Below are 15,852 nucleotides of genomic sequence, written 5' to 3' on the forward strand. Positions count from 1 at the left end.
AGCTATTTGGCCTGCAGATACTTGTCCAGCGTTTGGTGGAAGTGCCTGATTCGCACCTCCTGATAATTACCCAGAGTTACCGCACCTTTCTTTGATGCCTTCAATCCTTTCTGCACTTGCGGAAGGTTCGCACCATCTTGATTAAAAACATTGGCAAATCCCGCACCCATGACCTCTGCCGCTTCACTAAACGGCTGATCGATACCAAGACGGAATGTCGGCGCATCCGCAGGTGAATCGGTTCCTTGCGGATAGCGGGTCAACAGGAAAATTTCCATGATGCAACTGTCGACATCATCACCATTCGGCCGATGCCGATAAGTAATAACGGTGCCGTTGCCAGCCCATGGCGCAAAGTTCGGGAATAGCAGGTAGAGCGTCGAGTCCATCAGCTCTGACATGGTAGTGCGACCAGCAAAGTCCTCTCCGGCCTGCTCGTTTGCTACCGGAAGGTTAAGTGCTGCATACATCTCGCGCGCAGTCTGCCCCGGTGCGAGTTGTGGGCGGTCAGGTACGCCGATCAGCTCCATCATTGCGTCCAGCGACTGCTGCTCGGTAAATTGCTCTGCATGGCTGGGGTTGGCTACACCATACGCACTGATGGTTCTACTGACATGGTCTCCCCAGATGTCATACTGGGAATTATCAATACCCTGGAATGACATCAATTGCGGATGTGTTGCGATCGCGTGATAGGATTCGATAAACGCTTCAAGTGCGACTTTCCAATTACAGGCAATCACTTTTTCGATATGTAGTGAGACAAAACGCTGTTCGTGCTTCCACTGATCCATGTGGTTAGGAAGGACTTCCATATACTCCCTAAGCGATGGAGCATCTTCGTCCATATTGATAAACACCCATCCACCCCAGGTGTCGACCTTCACCTCATGGAGTTTGCTGTTCTCCTTGGTAACATGTGGGAAATCCCACTGACAGGGTGCCCCAAGAAACTCACCTTCGAGATCCCAGGACCAGCCATGGTAGGGGCAACGAAGATTGTCGCTATTTCCAGCGCCACGCTTCAGCACCCTACCGCGATGCAGACAGGAGTTGTGGAACGCTTTTAGTGCACCAGACTCAGTACGTGTCAGCAGAATGGAGTCATTAACAATGTCGTAGACAAAATAGTCCCCAGGTTTGCGCAAGCGGTTCTCCCGACATGCGATCTGCCAGGACTTGCGCCAGACTTTCTCCACTTCGAGATCAAAGAAATCTTTAGAGGTATAGCGCTCGACAGCGAGATCTTCCGATCCCAAGTAGGTCTCGGTACTCTCCCGCAGCGCATCTGGTACATTAACCGTTTCCCGCTTCAGTAAGTCCTGGAAGGACTCAGAAGGACTGCGGGCAATAATATCTTCTGGGCTCAGTTCCACTTGTTCTGACATGGCTATGCCTCTTCTTCTTGTTGTTGCTACCTAGCGTTGCAAAATTGTTACTGCACTAATACCCGGGGCCCCGTATACATGTGTGTAACCGACCTTGGGGGTATTGGGAACCTGACGTTCACCTGCCTCTCCGCGGAGCTGTACACAAGTCTCATAGACCTGACGCAAGCCAGTTGCACCGATAGGCTCACCATTTGCCAGGCAGCCACCATCGGTATTGATGGGGAGCTTTCCTTCGATGCCGGTTTCGCCGGCTTGGATCAGTACCTCTTGCTCGCCGTGTTCACAGAAGCCGTTCTCTGCCATGTGCATCACTTCCGCACCAGATTCGGTATCCTGTAGCTGTAGCACATCAATATCTTGCGGACCCACCCCGGCAGCTTCGAACGCAGCCCGCGACGCATCAACAGTGGGCCCGTCTACCTGCTTAAGGGCCTGAGACGGTGCAAATACTTCAAATGAGCCATAGCGTCGCGACCGCACCGCCGCCGATTTGAGATATATGGGTTTATCGGTGTAACGACGGGCGGTATCAGCTCGGCACAGAACGAGTGCAACGCCACCTTCTCCGGGGGCGCAAAACATAAATTTGGTAAGGGGGTGGCTAATCATCGGAGAGTCACTAATAACATCCAGCGGAATCTCTTCGCGACGCCAGGCATTCGGGTTCTTTGCACCATTGGAAAATGCTTTTTGTGCAACCTTCGCCAAGGTATTACTGCTGATTCCGTAGGCATTCATATACCGTTGGATTTTCATGGCGAAAAACTGGGTTGTCATCATCAAGCCCACTTCGCCATACCATTCCCCGATACCCATTTGTTTGGGGTCCGCGTTGAAGGCACCGCGCTCATGCTTGTCGAAGCCAGTCACCATACCGATGTCGTATTCGCCAGATTTGATCGCATTGAAAGCAGAGATCAACGCGCTGCCGCCGGTGGCACAACCGTTGGCAACATTGATAAATGGCAAGCCGGTTAAACCAAGTTCATTCACCAACGCATCGGCGCTGCCGGCGCTGGCGCTGCCACCAAAACCAAACTGCATGTCTTTCCATTCGACACCAGCATCCTTCAAGGCCAAACGCGCGGCGTACGCCCCCTGCTGAAGGCCACTTAAGCCCGCAGTCCGACCAAATGGGTGTATCCCGATTCCAACAATTGCAACGTCCATCACTTCCCCCTATTCCAGGTATTCCTGAGTCGCTAGCGCCATTTCAAGCGCTGCCCAGAAATACATTCACCTGACTGATAACGGCCTATTCGCAGCCAAATGGCGGTCATTCAACAGCCTTAAACGCAAAGCTCATGACTGGGTTTCCCGACTCATCGTGTCGGAACGTTTCCACCACGAGTTCCATTTCCATCCCGATCTTGAGTTTCTCGGGGCTATTTTCGAGAAGCCGGCTCTCTACGCAGACCGCGCCAGGTAATTCGATGTAACCGACACCGTAGGGCGTAAACGTCTCCGGAGTTTCGTCAGAAAGATATGGCTTTTTTGGCATAAACCCCTGGATAGTCCAGGTCCAGAGGGTTCCTTTTCGCGGTAACTCCTCGACCTGCACGTCCACACTGCCACACGCAGGACAACTGGGCTTTTGTGGAAACTCAGCGATATTGCATTGCTGGCAGCGACTGCCCAGCAACGCAGGCTCTTTCGAAGGCCAGGTAAAAAGCCCTTCGGCAATTGGGGTATTTTTGTACATTACCGTCTCCCTAGTGATGAATCGCACGGTCATACGCATCGAGGACGGCTTCATGCATGGCCTCCGACATGGTCGGATGGGCAAATACCGTTTCCATCAGCTCTTCTTCCGTCGTTTCCATTTTGCGGGCAATGACATAACCCTGTATCAATTCAGTAACATCTGCCCCGATCATATGGGCGCCGACTAGCTCGCCGGTGTCGGCGTCGAATACGGTTTTAACAAAGCCTTCCATATCGCCCATGGCCTGGGCCTTTCCAAGATTACCAAGGTCAAATTTTCCGACGCGTACGGAAATCCCCTGCGCTCGTGCCTGAGATTCCGTCAAACCGACACTCGCGATCTGTGGCGAGCTGTATATGCAGGACGGTACGGATAGAGGATCGAGAGGTTCCAGATTGTCTGTGAGCGCAATCTTCTCCACGCAGGTAACGGCTTCATGACTCGCTTTGTGCGCCAACAGCGGCGGTGCGGTCATATCCCCGATGGCATAAATACCTTCGACCGAGGTTTGCGACCACTCATCAACCACGACCTGCCCGTTTTGCATGGCCACGCCTTGTGCTTCCAATCCAAGGCCGCGGGTATTTGCGATAATGCCAGCCGCCACAATCACCCGGTCAAACACCGCGTTGTGGGCGTTGCCTGCACCATCTTGCCAGGTTGCGTGCGCGCGTCCGTCTTTGACCTCGACATTCTGAACGCGTGCGCCGAGAGAAAATTGGACACCGCGCCTTTTGAACGAGCGCATCGCCAAGCGGGAGATCTCTTCATCTTCCTGAGGCAAGATTCGATCAGCCACTTCAAGCAACGTGACGTCGCTGCCAAAAGTGTTATAGAAGCTGGCAAATTCAATGCCGATTGCTCCTGCACCGATGATTAGCAAGGATTCCGGCACCACTTTGGGCGTCATCGCCTCACGGGCGGTCCAGACTAGCTCGCTATCCGTTGCCACTCCCGGAATCATCTTGGGACTGGCTCCAGTTGCCAGAATAATGTGGGGTGCAGTAATCGTGGCAACAGCAGCGCCATGAGCACTAACGCTGACGGCATCGTGCGCAATCAGACTGCCAAAGCCTTCAAAGACATGGACACCATTCTTATCCATGAGATAGCCAATACCCTGACTAAGACGATCGGCGGTACTGCGGCTTCTTTGCACAATTTTTTCGATATCAAAGCCGGGCTCCTTGATCGTCAACCCGTAGTCATCCGCATTTTTCATCTGCTGATAGACTTCGGCACTTTTCAACAAGCTCTTGGTAGGAATACATCCCCAATTCAAGCAGGTACCACCGAGGTTCTGGCTCTCCACCAGAGCCACCCGCATGCCTAATTGCGCAGCACGAATCGCGGCTACATACCCACCCGGCCCGGCACCCACCACAACTAGATCGAATGATTGCTTATCACTTTTTCTCTCTGCCACAGTTGCACCCTTAAACCAGCATGGAAGCGGGGTTTTCTAAAAACCCTTTAACCGACTGAAGGAATTTCGCAGCCAATGCGCCATCAATTACACGATGATCGCACGAGAGCGAGACCGTCATCATCGTGGCGGAGGCCAGCTTTCCATCGCGCGCTACGGCCTTCTCTTTGCCTGCACCTACTGCAAGAATTGCCGCCTGAGGTGCATTGATGATTGCATCGAAGTGATCGACACCGAACATCCCCAGATTGGACACACTGAATGTACCCCCTTGCAATTCGTCGATAGCCAGTGCTCCAGAATGCGCACGATGTGCCAGGTCGCGCGACTCTTCAGAAATCTGAAGCAGGGTCTTAGAGCACGCATTACGAATCACAGGCGTTACCAACCCGCCATCAAGCGCAACAGCAACCGAGATATCTGCACGCTCGAATGCACGGACGGTGTCACCGGCATACTGGACATTGACTTCAGGCACCCGCTTGAGCGCACTGGCACAGGCTTTGATCACAAAGTCATTCACCGAAATGTCATGACCGAGTTCGCCATTCATGTATTTTCTCTGGGCCAGTAAGCTGTCAATATCAATTTCGACATTCACACGGTAGTGAGGAATGGTTTGCTTCGCCTCACTCAGTCGTGCCGCGATTGCCATGCGCATCCTGCTGACTTTCTGCACGCTGAAGTCAGATGCTCCACTTAATAAACGCGCAGCGTTTTCTACATCTTCCTTGGTAACGCGATTCCTGCGTCCGGTCGGTACGATGTCATTCAGATTGAGGGCCAGCTTTTTCGCAAGCCTGCGCGCCACCGGCGTCGCTGCAATACGGGAATCGTCCGGTGAAGAGACCACTTTCTGTGAAGTCTCGAAACCCCTTTCGACGGGTGCCGTGACACTGATCCCTGCAGCCTTCTCCACATCCCACTTGGAAACACGGCCGTTTCTTCCGGTAGGGTTCACATTGTGTAGATTGATGTTGTGTGCCCTGGCAATTCGCCGCGCCACGGAAGATGCGTTCACGGTTGTGTCATCAGGCCCGTCAGACAATGCCATCTCACTCTGTTCGACGACAGGGGGCTCTGTGGTTGTCGGCGGGGCCGCATTCTCGGTAGACATAGCTTGTGGAACTTGCGAATTGCTGTCGTCGCCAGAAACTAACGATGGCACCAGTGCGGCTGCATCCGGCTCAAAGTTCGCGACAAATGCATCGATTTCCGCATCCGTAACTTCCCCCTGTGCAACAACCCCAAGTAGCATTGCTACTCGGTGAATTTCACCGGGTTGTGCAACGATACGCACGAGCGTGCCATTACAGGTACTTTCCGCGGTATTGATGATTTTTGATGTTTCGATATCGACGACTTCATCGCCGACAGCGACCTCATCTCCCTCATCAACACGCCACTCGGTAATCTCGCCCTCTTCCATGGACATACCCCACTTGGGGACTGTCAGGGCCTTTAAATTGCTCATGACGCATACTCCAGTACTTGCCGAACGGCCGCCTCAATGTCTGCTTCCTGCGGAATCCAGGCATCTTCGAGGTTAGGCGCAAACGGAACCGGAGCATGTGCGGCGGTGACTTTCTTGATCGGGGCACGCAAACTACCAAACGCTTTCTCGGCAACGATGCTGGAAATATCGGAGGCCATCCCACAACGTGGCGTCATCTCGTCCACAACAACCAGTCGGCCGGTCATTTCGACACTTTCGAGGATCGCTTCCTCATCCAACGGTGACGTGGTACGTGGGTCAATCACGTCACAGGTAATACCTTCCGCCTCGAGCCGATCCGCCACAGCAAGGACTTTGTGCATTGGGTTGGAAATTGCCACGATGGTCAGGTCACTACCTTCGCGGTAATACTTAGCCTCACCGAAGGGCACGGTGTACATCTCGTCCGGCACTTCGCAGCTGGTGTCGTAGAGGATTTTGTCCTCGACAAAGATTACGCAGTCATCATCCTGAATCGCCTGAAGCATCAAGCCTTTGGCATCATAAGCATTGGTAGGGCACACAACCTTCAACCCGGGCACCATGGTCACCATCTGGGTGAGGTTCTGGGAATGCTGTGCACCGGCTCGCCAGCCTGCACCAGTGGTACAACGAATCACCATTGGGCACTTGGCCTTGCCGCCAAACATGTAATGGAATTTGGCAGCCTGGTTATATATTTGATCGAAGCAAACACCGAAAAAGTCCATAAACATCAATTCAGCGACGGGGCGCAAGCCAGTTTGTGCAGCCCCCGCTGCTGCGCCGATAATTGCGGACTCGGTAATTGGGGTATCGATTACTCGCGATTCACCATAAGTGGGTAATAAACCCTTGGTTACCCCCATCACACCGCCATAGGCGTCCCGTGATCCATCACACCCTGCGCCGCCGGACACTTCCTCACCCAGTACAATAACGCTGGAATCTTCGGCCATGGCCTGATGCAATGCTTCGTTGATTGCTTCTCTATATGTTTTAACGGGCATGAGAACTCCAAATTTATTCTTGTGAAGGGACTTTTATCAAAGTGCCTTTTGATTCATTAATACGCCGAGCTGTAAACATTCATGAGCAACTCGTCGTCGCCCGGCGCTGGAGCCGCGAGAGCTGCCTCCGTTACTTCGTTGATGTAGCTGCCGATTTCCTCATCAATGGCATCCAGCTCTTTGGCATTGGCCAACTTCTTCTTGACCGCGGCCTTGCGAGCAATTTCGAGACAATCTTGCTCTTTCATCAGACGCTCAATCTCACCGTCGCCCCTATACGCTTGAGGGTCCCCCTCGAAGTGGCCCTTGAATCGCGGCACACTGGCCTCGATGGTCACCGGGCCCTTACCCTGCCGACAGTGCTCTACAACCTGCTTGCAAAGCTCATAGACGGCAAACAAATCAGTCCCATCTACCTTGTAAGCGGGCATACCAAAGCCCTGAGCGCGACTGGCGATATCTTTTGAACCGACCGCATAGCTCGCATGAGTGCCTTCGCCGTATCCGTTATTTTCAAACAAAAAAATGGTCGGCAATTTCAAAACAACTGCGAGGTTCATTGCTTCAAAGGTTGTTCCCTGGTTCGAGGAACCATCACCACCAAACGCAACACCTACCCTATCGGTACCCAGTGTCTTGGCGGACAGCGCCGCGCCGACAATAATGGGCGGGCCGCCGCCAACAATCGCATTCGCACCAAGCATGCCTTTGTCAAAATCGGCGATATGCATTGAGCCACCCTTGCCGTCACACAAACCACCCTGCTTGGCCATAATCTCTTTCATCATTCCGCCCACATCGCCACCCTTGGCAATGCAATGGCCATGGCCGCGATGGGTACTGATTACGTAGTCATCATCGTCCAATAAGAGGCACAGCCCCGCGGCAACAGCTTCCTGGCCGGAATACAGGTGAAGAAACCCGGGGATATTGCCTTTCATAAACTGTTCGCTGATTTTGTCTTCAAAATCGCGAATGGTGCGCATGGTCCGATAGGCCTTCAGGAACTGCTGCTTACTCATCCCTTTTGTGGATGCCTTGGGTTTTGTGATTTCTTGAGTATCTATGGACATTTTCTGCCTCGATTTATTGGTACCGGTAACAACAGTTCTGGAGATTGGTTAAAGACCCTGGTCCTACAGCGTTAACCCCTGCATCCAGTTCGCGTGAAAGCCATTGGGGACTCGACTAGGTATGTGAATTTTGGCCACTGGACCGGAGGAAAAATCTCCAGCCGGCAGAATAGAGAGGAACTGCCCCTCTCCGGGGTTGTAGACAAAGCACATCAGCCACCCATCTTTTTCGTTTTCAGAATCGGGATTGGCGACATACACCGGCTCTCCCGCATTCGCCTCGGAGCCGTATTCATGTAGAACCGTCTCACCGGTGTTGAAGTCGTAACGCCCGGTGCAGTTGTAGCCGTGCGCATCCCCCCAACTTCGATTGCTCGATGCGGCGAACCCATAGCGATACGACTTACCCATACGACGCTCGTCTACCCGAGAGAACTCACAAAAAACATCAGAGAATTGTTCATTCGTGACACTTCTGGTCTTGGTATCGAGTTCCATCCGGTACATACGTCGCGGTTGCTTTTCCACACCCGTGCCCTGTGTCTGGGTAAACGGCATGGAGTTGATCCACACATAATCGATGATGATCTTTCCACCCTTCTCGAAGCCATTGCAGAAGTGCCAGCTAAAGAATGCCTCTGTCTCATAGGTGACAATGTCTTCGGAGCCGTTTCGTGGAATTACAAAGATCTTGGTGCCCTTCTCTGGCTCCCAAGAGAACGGATCTTCTCCACGCATCGCCCGTGCCATGTCGTGGAACGCGGGCGCATAGAAGATCACGACGTAGTTTTCAGTAATCTGCAGATCATGGATGATGCCCTTGCGCGTAAACGGGACTTCGATGGTTTTTTTATGCTGCGCGTTTTTATCGAACATCTGGACCCAGTAATTCGCGCTGTCCCAACGTTGCGTACAGCTAATCAGATCGCCAGTGGCAGGACAGATTTTGGGATGCGCAGTCAGTGCATCGCCAGGCTGCAGTGCGCCGTCATAGTCGTAGAGCCCAACGGTAGAGAGATCACTGTTCAGGAGGTGCGGGAAGCCACCCTCCCACATCGCAAGAAGCTTACCGCCGTGATACAGAATATTTGTGTTGGCTGTATTGCGTACCGGATTGGGCTCACCGCCCGCCTCGATCACTTCTTCAGGGACAGGAAGCATCTTTCCGACACTTCCATATAGCGTGCGGTTGAACTGACGCTCAGTTTGCAGATGACTGGTTTCGACCCACCGATTTTTATAGGCCGCTTTACCATCCTGTAGGTAGACCGCATGGATCATGCCATCGCCGTCTAAGGGATAAACATAGTGATTTGGCTGAAAAGCCGAATTGGGGCCATCTCGCATAAAGGCTCCCAAAAGATTCTTGGGAATCTGCCCTTCGACTTTAAGCTCGTCAGGCCCGAAATCCTTTTCTTCCGTCACTGGGGCGTAGTTGCCCTGCAAGTAGGGAGAGATGCTTAGATCCATGGGATCGCCCTCGAAACGCACTGTGAGTTCGTGAGGCCGCCGCGGATACATCAATGAGTGGCCTGCGGTTTCAGTAGATACTATCAGCCCTCTTCAAAATAAAACAGTCCCGCCTGTTTATTTTTTTTCACATGCCAGATAGAGTCGATTGAAAGCACGTTGAGAGACAAAGTCGGGAAGGTGAGAGATGCAGGATGTAACAAAAAGTCACAACGATTTGGCGGAAGAAATCACATTGCGCAACCTGATGGCACAGTACTGCGACGCAGTCACCCGCAATGATTCTAGCCGCTGGATCAACTGCTGGAGTCAGGATGCCCAGTGGAATCTCCTCGGCAATACCGTGTCCGGCAAAGAGGCTATTCTGACCCTGTTCCAGCAAATGATGACGGGGTTTGAATTTGCCCTGATGATCCCAAGCACCTGTCAGTTTGAGGTAAACGGGGATTCGGCAACGGGTTACTGGTACCTTCAGGAGTTCACACGGGATAGTAACGGGAATGGCAGTAGCCTGTTCAGCCGGTATGAGGACCGCTATATCAAGCAAGAGGGAAACTGGAAATTCAAGCGGAGAAGTTACCAGATACTGTACAGCGGTGAAGCGCTATTTACCGGTGCTTTCCACCCTACCAAAGCACTCAGCGAGCCACCAAACAATACCGATGACGTTGAAGCCACATCCGAAAACGCCAACCTCTGAAATAAAATGGGCAGAACCTGCAGGTTCTGGCCAGAAAGTGCTGCAGCACCAGGCGAAGTGTCACTATGCGTGACGGTAACTGTTAAACGGACTCCTCAGGGATCCGTGTTATCAATTTTCCCTGGTTGGAGCCGTCAAACAGCTTTAAGAAAGTGGGGAGAATATTGTCGAGATCATCAACAATCTCCTCCCGATACTGAAGCTTTCCAGCCATCAACCACTCTGCGAGCTGCTCAATGCCCTCAGCAAAACGGTCAACGTAATCGATTACCACAAACCCCTGTACCTTCAAACTCTTGGCAACCATTTGCCAAAGATTTCGCGGTCCGGGTGCATCGGCTTCGTTGTACGTCGAAATCCATCCACATACAGCAATACGCGCATGCTTATTCATGCACATTAAGGCCGCATCCAGGATGTCACCACCCACGTTGTCAAAATAGATATCCACGCCTTGTGGGCAGGCGCCCCTGATCGCCGCTTCCAGATCACCACAGGTCTTGTAATTGATCGCGTCGTCAAAGCCGAGCTCGTCGGTAATCCATGCACACTTGTCATCGGACCCGGCAATACCAACCACACGACAACCTTTCAGCTTGGCTATCTGCCCTACGGTCGAGCCAACGGCCCCTGCGGCAGCGCTTACCAACACTGTCTCTCCAGCTTGTGGCTTACCTACGTCGAGCAACCCAAAATAGGCGGTCAATCCCGTTGGTCCAATAATCCCGAGAAAGCTGCTTAATGGGATTCCGGCAGACTCGTCCAATCTAGTCACCGCTGCCGCCTGGGCAGTGGTGTAGCGCTCCCAGGCACCCACCGCTAAAACTACATCGCCTTCCGACAATTGCTCGCTATTCGACTTCACTACCCGACCAATCACCGAGCTTCGAATCGGCTCGCCAATCTCGATTGGCTCAATGTAATTACTGAGATCACTCATCCAGCCCCTGATTGCCGGGTCGAGCGAGATGTACATATTGCGGATAACGACTTCGCCCTGTTCCGGCTCACACAGCGGAACATCACGGAACGGAACTTCCTCCGAGGTGGGTTCCGCCGCAGGTCGGGACGCGAGATAGAACTGTCGGTTGATCATGTCTTGCATAAAAGAAATGGCCTTTCAGGGTGCTCCCACAAATACTCGTCAGACTTTGCAGGTCTCCACGCATCATCGATTGCCGGGATACGCCTCACCCGCCGCACAACAACGCTTCGAACGGGCGCAACACGCCCGGCTTTCATTGCAATATAAACCCACTCAAAAAAACAGTCAAACCTGATTGTTTGACATTGGTAAGTTTGATACGTTTACCGACAGACAACAGATGACTGCCAAATACACGAGCGGAAGGCAGCATGAAGGATAAAGATATGACGGTACTGATTAACGGATACGTCGACATCAAGGCCGAGGATCGCACCAAAGCCTTGTCAGCCGCAGCAACACTAATCAAAGAAACACGCTTGCAAAAAGGCTGCCAGCATTACGTATGGTCGGCCGACCATACGTCGGATACTCGCGTTTACGTATACGAAAAGTGGGATACCACAGAAGACTTGGTGGCGCATCTCGCCGGCCCATACTACGCGCAGATGCTCGGCATACTGGGAAGTTTCGAGATACTCGACACCGCAGTTTCCAAATACAAGATTGCCATCGAAGAGCCTGTTTATGATCCGGAGGGCAACCCGCGCGGCGACTTCTTTACGGTTTAGTTATCCCCGGATCACGCTTCATCACCAATAATAAAATTCAGGGTTAAATATCATGGCTGAAACGCAAGGCGACAAAAAGATCAAAACCTACTGCCGATTCTGTCACGCGACCTGCCCCATGGAAGTTACAGTGAGAGACAATAAAGTCATTTCGCTGCGGCCCGATACCGATAATGAAGTCTTTGGTGGATATACTTGCCTGAAAGGCCGGCAGATGCCGGAACAGCTCTATTTACCCGAGAGAATACTCAGTTCGCTGAGGAAAAACGCGGACGGTACGCGGAGTGAAATCCGCACACAACAGGCGCTCGACGAGATCGCCAGCAAACTTCGGGAGATCCGCGATAAGTATGGCCCTCGCAGTATTGCCAGCTATAACGGTACCGTATCTTTTCAAAACTCCGCGACGCACCCGGTGGCCAAGGCCTGGCATGTCGCGCTGGATTCTCCCTCTTACTACACCAGTATCACCATCGATCAGCCGGCCAAAGTAGGCATTGGCCAGGCACGCATGGGTTTCTGGGCCGGCGGAAACCATACATGGCGGGATTCCAACGTTGCATTGATTATCGGCAACAATACCCTGGTCTCGCATTTTTCTATTCCGGGTGGCATTCCCTCTTTCAGTCCCAGCAGTGCACTGAGGGAAGGAAAGAAACGCGGCATGAAAATTATCTGCGTGGACCCTCGTCGCACGGAGGTTGCCGCTCGCTCAGATATCCACTTACAGATCAAACCCGGGCAAGACGCCATCCTGCTGGCCGGCCTTCTGCATATCATTCTTGAAGAAAACCTCCACGACAGCGAATTCTGCGAGGAGAATATTGAAAACCTGACACCGTTCAAGCAGAGCCTTGCCCGCTTTACGCCAGACTATGTTGCCGAGCGTGCAGGGCTCAATAAAGATGACATTATTGCCGCTGCGCGCATGTTTGCTGCAGGCCCCAAGGGTTCAGCAACCACAGGTACTGGCCCAGAGATGGGCCCCTACCCGAATCTGGTGCAGCATCTTACTCAGGCCCTCAATGCAATCTGTGGGCGCCACTACCGCGCCGGTGAAAAACTGCCAAACCCAGGTGTACTGTCACCACCGTTTCCGCGCTTGGCACAGGCGGTACCCCCTCAACCAGAATGGCTCACAGGGATACGCAGCCGTGTATCCGACGATATTGGTGAGGTCACCGTACTGACGGCGAATGGACCGCTGAAAGAGATGCCCACAGCCATCTGCGCTGACGAAATTTTGATGGAGGGCGAAGGACAAATTAAGGCGCTCATCTGCATCGGCGGGAATCCATTGCTGGCCTGGCCCGGGCAGGAAAAGGCGCACAAGGCACTGAAAAATCTCGACCTGCTGATCTGCCTCGATTACAAGCTCTCTGCCACGGCGGAAATGGCGGACTATGTCATTGGCTCGAAGCTCTGCCTTGAACGCGACGATCTCACCGTACTTACCGATATCTGGTACGAGCAACCCTATAGCCACTACACCAAATCGGTTGTCGAGGCCGAGGGCGATGTCATCGAGGAGTGGGAGCTATTCTGGCAGCTCGGCAAACGCCTTGGGCTCAGTCTCAATGTAAATGAGCAACCACTGGACATGGTCAACAAGCCATCAAAATATGACATTCTGGAAAAAATGACCTCGGGCTCAAGAGTGCCCCTAGAGGAGATATACGGGCGCGACGGCGGCCATGTATTCGACGCTCCAGATGTCATTGTTCAGCCCGCAGACCCTGCAACCAAAGGCTTGCTGAATCTGTTCCCCGCAGGACTGGACGAAGAACTAGAAGGCGCAGCTTCCGATGCAGATCGCAGCGTTATGGAAGCACAGCAACATCCCTATCTACTGGTCAGCCGGCGCATGAAAAACACCTTCAACTCCACAGGCCCGGAGTTGAGCTTCCTTGCATCAAAGGGGACGACAAACCCGGCATATATGAATCCCGATGACTTAACGGCAATGAACATCGAGGATGGCGAAATTATTTTTATTCGCTCTGAGCGCGGTGAAATACCGGGCGTAGTGCAAAGCAGCCCGGATATTCGCAAGGGCGTCATTTCCATGGCCCATTGCTGGGGGGGCGCTCCAGGCGGTGCCGGCGATGACAAGGTGCGTGAAATTGGAGCCAATACCAATAGGCTCATTCACAACCTGGACAATCCCGCAAAGTATTCCGGCATGGCGCAACAAAGTGCCATAGCAGTAACCGTCCGCAAGGTGGACGAGCCGGACTAACCGCAATACGACAACGCAAACGGTGTGAACGCGAACGAAAGGAATGTGTTTTGCGCGCACCGAGTACCAAGTTTTGAGTCGATCGCTTTAAAGACTTCCATCCAACTACTTTTGCCGACACCGCGAGGAATACCATGTTAACCCTCTCCAACCCTTCACTACTCCGCTCCCAGCTCTACATCAATGGTGAATGGGTTCATGCCGACAATGAAACGACTTTTTCAGTGTATAACCCGGCAACGCGGGAAAAAATTATCGACCTGCCCAACGCCGGTGCCACAGAAGCCCATCGTGCAATTCAAGCAGCCGATAAAGCCCTTGCGAGCTGGAAGCAGGTGGTGGCAAAGGAAAGGGCTACTGTGCTCAAGCGCTGGTTCCAGCTGATCATGGATAATCAGGAAGATTTGGCCAGGCTGATGACCGCAGAGCAAGGCAAGCCACTGGCCGAGTCCCGTGCGGAAGTTGCCTATGGCGCGTCGTTCGTCGAGTGGTTTGCGGAAGAAGGCCGTCGGGTCTATGGCGATACCATAGCGGCAAACAACCCCAATCAACGTATTGTGACTCTGAAACAACCTGTGGGCGTGGTTGCAGCAATTACGCCCTGGAACTTCCCGATCGCCATGATCACGCGCAAAGTAGCCCCCGCTCTTGCTGTGGGCTGCACCATCGTACTGAAACCTGCAACCGAAACGCCCCTGTGTGCGCTGGCACTGGCAAAACTGGGGGAAGAAGCGGGTATACCTGCGGGCGCATTCAGTGTGGTTGCCGGTAACAAGGCACGGGAGATCGGCGGCGCAATGACGAGTAGCCCCACCGTGCGCAAACTCACCTTTACCGGCTCCACCGAAATCGGCAAGACGCTGATGGAGCAATGTGCTGGAACCATCAAAAAAACCTCGATGGAGCTCGGTGGCAATGCACCATTTATTGTGTTTGATGATGCGGATCTGGACGCTGCCGTACAAGGGTTGATGGCATCCAAGTTCCGCAATGCCGGCCAGACCTGTGTCTGCGCAAACCGGATACTGGTGCAAGAATCCGTGTACGACGCCTTTGTGGACAAGTTCGTCACCGCGGTCAGTGCGTTAAAGGTCGGCGACGGCAGTACAGAAGGCGTCACCATTGGCCCGCTCATCAATGACGACGCCTATACCAAAGTCAGCGCCATTGTTCGTCAGGCGACCAACAATGGTGCGGAGGCGTTGATTGGCGGCAGTGGCAAGGGGCTGGATAAGAACTTCTTCCCGCCCACTGTCCTGGCGAATGTCGACCGCTCCATGGACGTGTATAGCGAGGAGATCTTTGGCCCCGTTGCACCGGTGTTTAAATTCAAGACGGAAGAAGAGGCAATCCGTATTGGCAACGATACTCCATTCGGGTTATCGGCCTATTTCTATGCTCGAGATATCGGTCGTATCTGGCGCGTATCAGAGGGCCTCGACTACGGTATTGTCGGCATCAATGAGGGCATCATCTCCACCGAAGTTGCACCTTTTGGCGGTGTAAAAGAGTCCGGTATTGGACGTGAGGGATCCAAGTACGGGATCGATGATTACCTGGAAATTAAGTACCTGTGTATGGGCGGAGTAAGCCAATAACTATCTCGTGTGCAAGAGAACTCAGTCCAGGTAAACGGCAAACGGGACTG

13 protein-coding genes are annotated in these 15,852 nt (G+C 53.0%); 4 read left to right on the top strand and 9 right to left on the bottom strand.

Annotated features, from left to right (window positions below; all coding sequences use genetic code 11):
* Nucleotides 1-2 precede the first annotated feature (2 nt).
* From Mag101_RS11155 to Mag101_RS11190, 8 genes are all read right to left on the bottom strand, one after another.
* Nucleotides 3-1,388: an aromatic ring-hydroxylating oxygenase subunit alpha gene (locus Mag101_RS11155; RefSeq protein ID WP_077404826.1), complete on the bottom strand. Its 1,386-nt coding sequence runs from the start codon at nucleotides 1,386-1,388 to the stop codon at nucleotides 3-5.
* A gap of 30 nt (nucleotides 1,389-1,418) precedes the next feature.
* Nucleotides 1,419-2,561, bottom strand: a complete 1,143-nt coding sequence (locus tag Mag101_RS11160) for a thiolase family protein (protein ID WP_077404828.1) — start codon at nucleotides 2,559-2,561, stop codon at nucleotides 1,419-1,421.
* Between the two features lie 106 nt (nucleotides 2,562-2,667).
* Nucleotides 2,668-3,093, bottom strand: a complete 426-nt coding sequence (locus tag Mag101_RS11165) for a Zn-ribbon domain-containing OB-fold protein (RefSeq protein ID WP_077404831.1) — start codon at nucleotides 3,091-3,093, stop codon at nucleotides 2,668-2,670.
* Between the two features lie 10 nt (nucleotides 3,094-3,103).
* On the bottom strand, nucleotides 3,104-4,522 hold the full coding sequence (lpdA, locus tag Mag101_RS11170) for a dihydrolipoyl dehydrogenase (protein ID WP_077404834.1): 1,419 nt from the start codon (nucleotides 4,520-4,522) through the stop codon (nucleotides 3,104-3,106).
* Nucleotides 4,523-4,532: 10 nt separating this feature from the next.
* Nucleotides 4,533-5,996 carry a dihydrolipoamide acetyltransferase family protein gene (locus Mag101_RS11175; RefSeq protein WP_077404837.1) on the bottom strand — a complete coding sequence of 488 codons (1,464 nt, stop codon included), beginning with the start codon at nucleotides 5,994-5,996 and terminating at the stop codon, nucleotides 4,533-4,535.
* Nucleotides 5,993-7,006 carry an alpha-ketoacid dehydrogenase subunit beta gene (locus tag Mag101_RS11180; protein WP_077404840.1) on the bottom strand — a complete coding sequence of 338 codons (1,014 nt, stop codon included), beginning with the start codon at nucleotides 7,004-7,006 and terminating at the stop codon, nucleotides 5,993-5,995. Before Mag101_RS11180 ends, Mag101_RS11175 begins: the two co-directional genes overlap by 4 nt.
* A gap of 56 nt (nucleotides 7,007-7,062) precedes the next feature.
* A complete protein-coding gene (locus Mag101_RS11185) occupies nucleotides 7,063-8,028 on the bottom strand; it encodes a thiamine pyrophosphate-dependent dehydrogenase E1 component subunit alpha (RefSeq protein ID WP_077404843.1) in 966 nt (321 codons plus the stop codon).
* Between the two features lie 114 nt (nucleotides 8,029-8,142).
* Nucleotides 8,143-9,549, bottom strand: a complete 1,407-nt coding sequence (locus tag Mag101_RS11190) for a carotenoid oxygenase family protein (protein WP_198039977.1) — start codon at nucleotides 9,547-9,549, stop codon at nucleotides 8,143-8,145.
* Nucleotides 9,550-9,736: 187 nt separating this feature from the next.
* Here Mag101_RS11190 and Mag101_RS11195 point away from each other — a divergent pair, with 187 nt between their 5' ends.
* The gene (locus Mag101_RS11195; protein WP_077404850.1) at nucleotides 9,737-10,249 is read left to right on the top strand and encodes a nuclear transport factor 2 family protein; all 513 of its coding nucleotides are present in this window, start codon (nucleotides 9,737-9,739) and stop codon (nucleotides 10,247-10,249) included.
* Between the two features lie 82 nt (nucleotides 10,250-10,331).
* On the opposite strand, the gene Mag101_RS11200 is transcribed toward Mag101_RS11195, so the two are convergent.
* Nucleotides 10,332-11,354 carry an NADP-dependent oxidoreductase gene (locus Mag101_RS11200; RefSeq protein ID WP_077404853.1) on the bottom strand — a complete coding sequence of 341 codons (1,023 nt, stop codon included), beginning with the start codon at nucleotides 11,352-11,354 and terminating at the stop codon, nucleotides 10,332-10,334.
* A 251-nt stretch (nucleotides 11,355-11,605) separates the two neighbouring features.
* Here Mag101_RS11200 and Mag101_RS11205 point away from each other — a divergent pair, with 251 nt between their 5' ends.
* The 3 genes from Mag101_RS11205 (at nucleotide 11,606) to Mag101_RS11215 (ending at nucleotide 15,802) form a co-directional block, all read left to right on the top strand.
* Nucleotides 11,606-11,965: a putative quinol monooxygenase gene (locus Mag101_RS11205; protein ID WP_232324998.1), complete on the top strand. Its 360-nt coding sequence runs from the start codon at nucleotides 11,606-11,608 to the stop codon at nucleotides 11,963-11,965.
* 52 nt (nucleotides 11,966-12,017) lie between these two features.
* A complete protein-coding gene (locus Mag101_RS11210) occupies nucleotides 12,018-14,204 on the top strand; it encodes a molybdopterin-containing oxidoreductase family protein (RefSeq protein ID WP_077404855.1) in 2,187 nt (728 codons plus the stop codon).
* A gap of 134 nt (nucleotides 14,205-14,338) precedes the next feature.
* Nucleotides 14,339-15,802 carry an NAD-dependent succinate-semialdehyde dehydrogenase gene (locus Mag101_RS11215; protein ID WP_077404858.1) on the top strand — a complete coding sequence of 488 codons (1,464 nt, stop codon included), beginning with the start codon at nucleotides 14,339-14,341 and terminating at the stop codon, nucleotides 15,800-15,802.
* Nucleotides 15,803-15,852: the final 50 nt, after the last annotated feature.

Source organism: Microbulbifer agarilyticus (genome assembly GCF_001999945.1).
Classification (GTDB): domain Bacteria; phylum Pseudomonadota; class Gammaproteobacteria; order Pseudomonadales; family Cellvibrionaceae; genus Microbulbifer; species Microbulbifer agarilyticus_A.

Coding starts and splice junctions, on each gene's coding strand:
- Mag101_RS11155 (WP_077404826.1), bottom strand. CDS start 1,388: ATGTCAGAACAAGTGGAACTGAGCCCAGAAGATATTATTGCCCGCAGT.
- Mag101_RS11160 (WP_077404828.1), bottom strand. CDS start 2,561: ATGGACGTTGCAATTGTTGGAATCGGGATACACCCATTTGGTCGGACT.
- Mag101_RS11165 (WP_077404831.1), bottom strand. CDS start 3,093: ATGTACAAAAATACCCCAATTGCCGAAGGGCTTTTTACCTGGCCTTCG.
- Mag101_RS11175 (WP_077404837.1), bottom strand. CDS start 5,996: ATGAGCAATTTAAAGGCCCTGACAGTCCCCAAGTGGGGTATGTCCATG.
- Mag101_RS11180 (WP_077404840.1), bottom strand. CDS start 7,006: ATGCCCGTTAAAACATATAGAGAAGCAATCAACGAAGCATTGCATCAG.
- Mag101_RS11185 (WP_077404843.1), bottom strand. CDS start 8,028: ATGAGTAAGCAGCAGTTCCTGAAGGCCTATCGGACCATGCGCACCATT.
- Mag101_RS11190 (WP_198039977.1), bottom strand. CDS start 9,549: ATGGATCTAAGCATCTCTCCCTACTTGCAGGGCAACTACGCCCCAGTG.
- Mag101_RS11195 (WP_077404850.1), top strand. CDS start 9,737: ATGCAGGATGTAACAAAAAGTCACAACGATTTGGCGGAAGAAATCACA.
- Mag101_RS11200 (WP_077404853.1), bottom strand. CDS start 11,354: ATGCAAGACATGATCAACCGACAGTTCTATCTCGCGTCCCGACCTGCG.
- Mag101_RS11205 (WP_232324998.1), top strand. CDS start 11,606: ATGAAGGATAAAGATATGACGGTACTGATTAACGGATACGTCGACATC.
- Mag101_RS11210 (WP_077404855.1), top strand. CDS start 12,018: ATGGCTGAAACGCAAGGCGACAAAAAGATCAAAACCTACTGCCGATTC.
- Mag101_RS11215 (WP_077404858.1), top strand. CDS start 14,339: ATGTTAACCCTCTCCAACCCTTCACTACTCCGCTCCCAGCTCTACATC.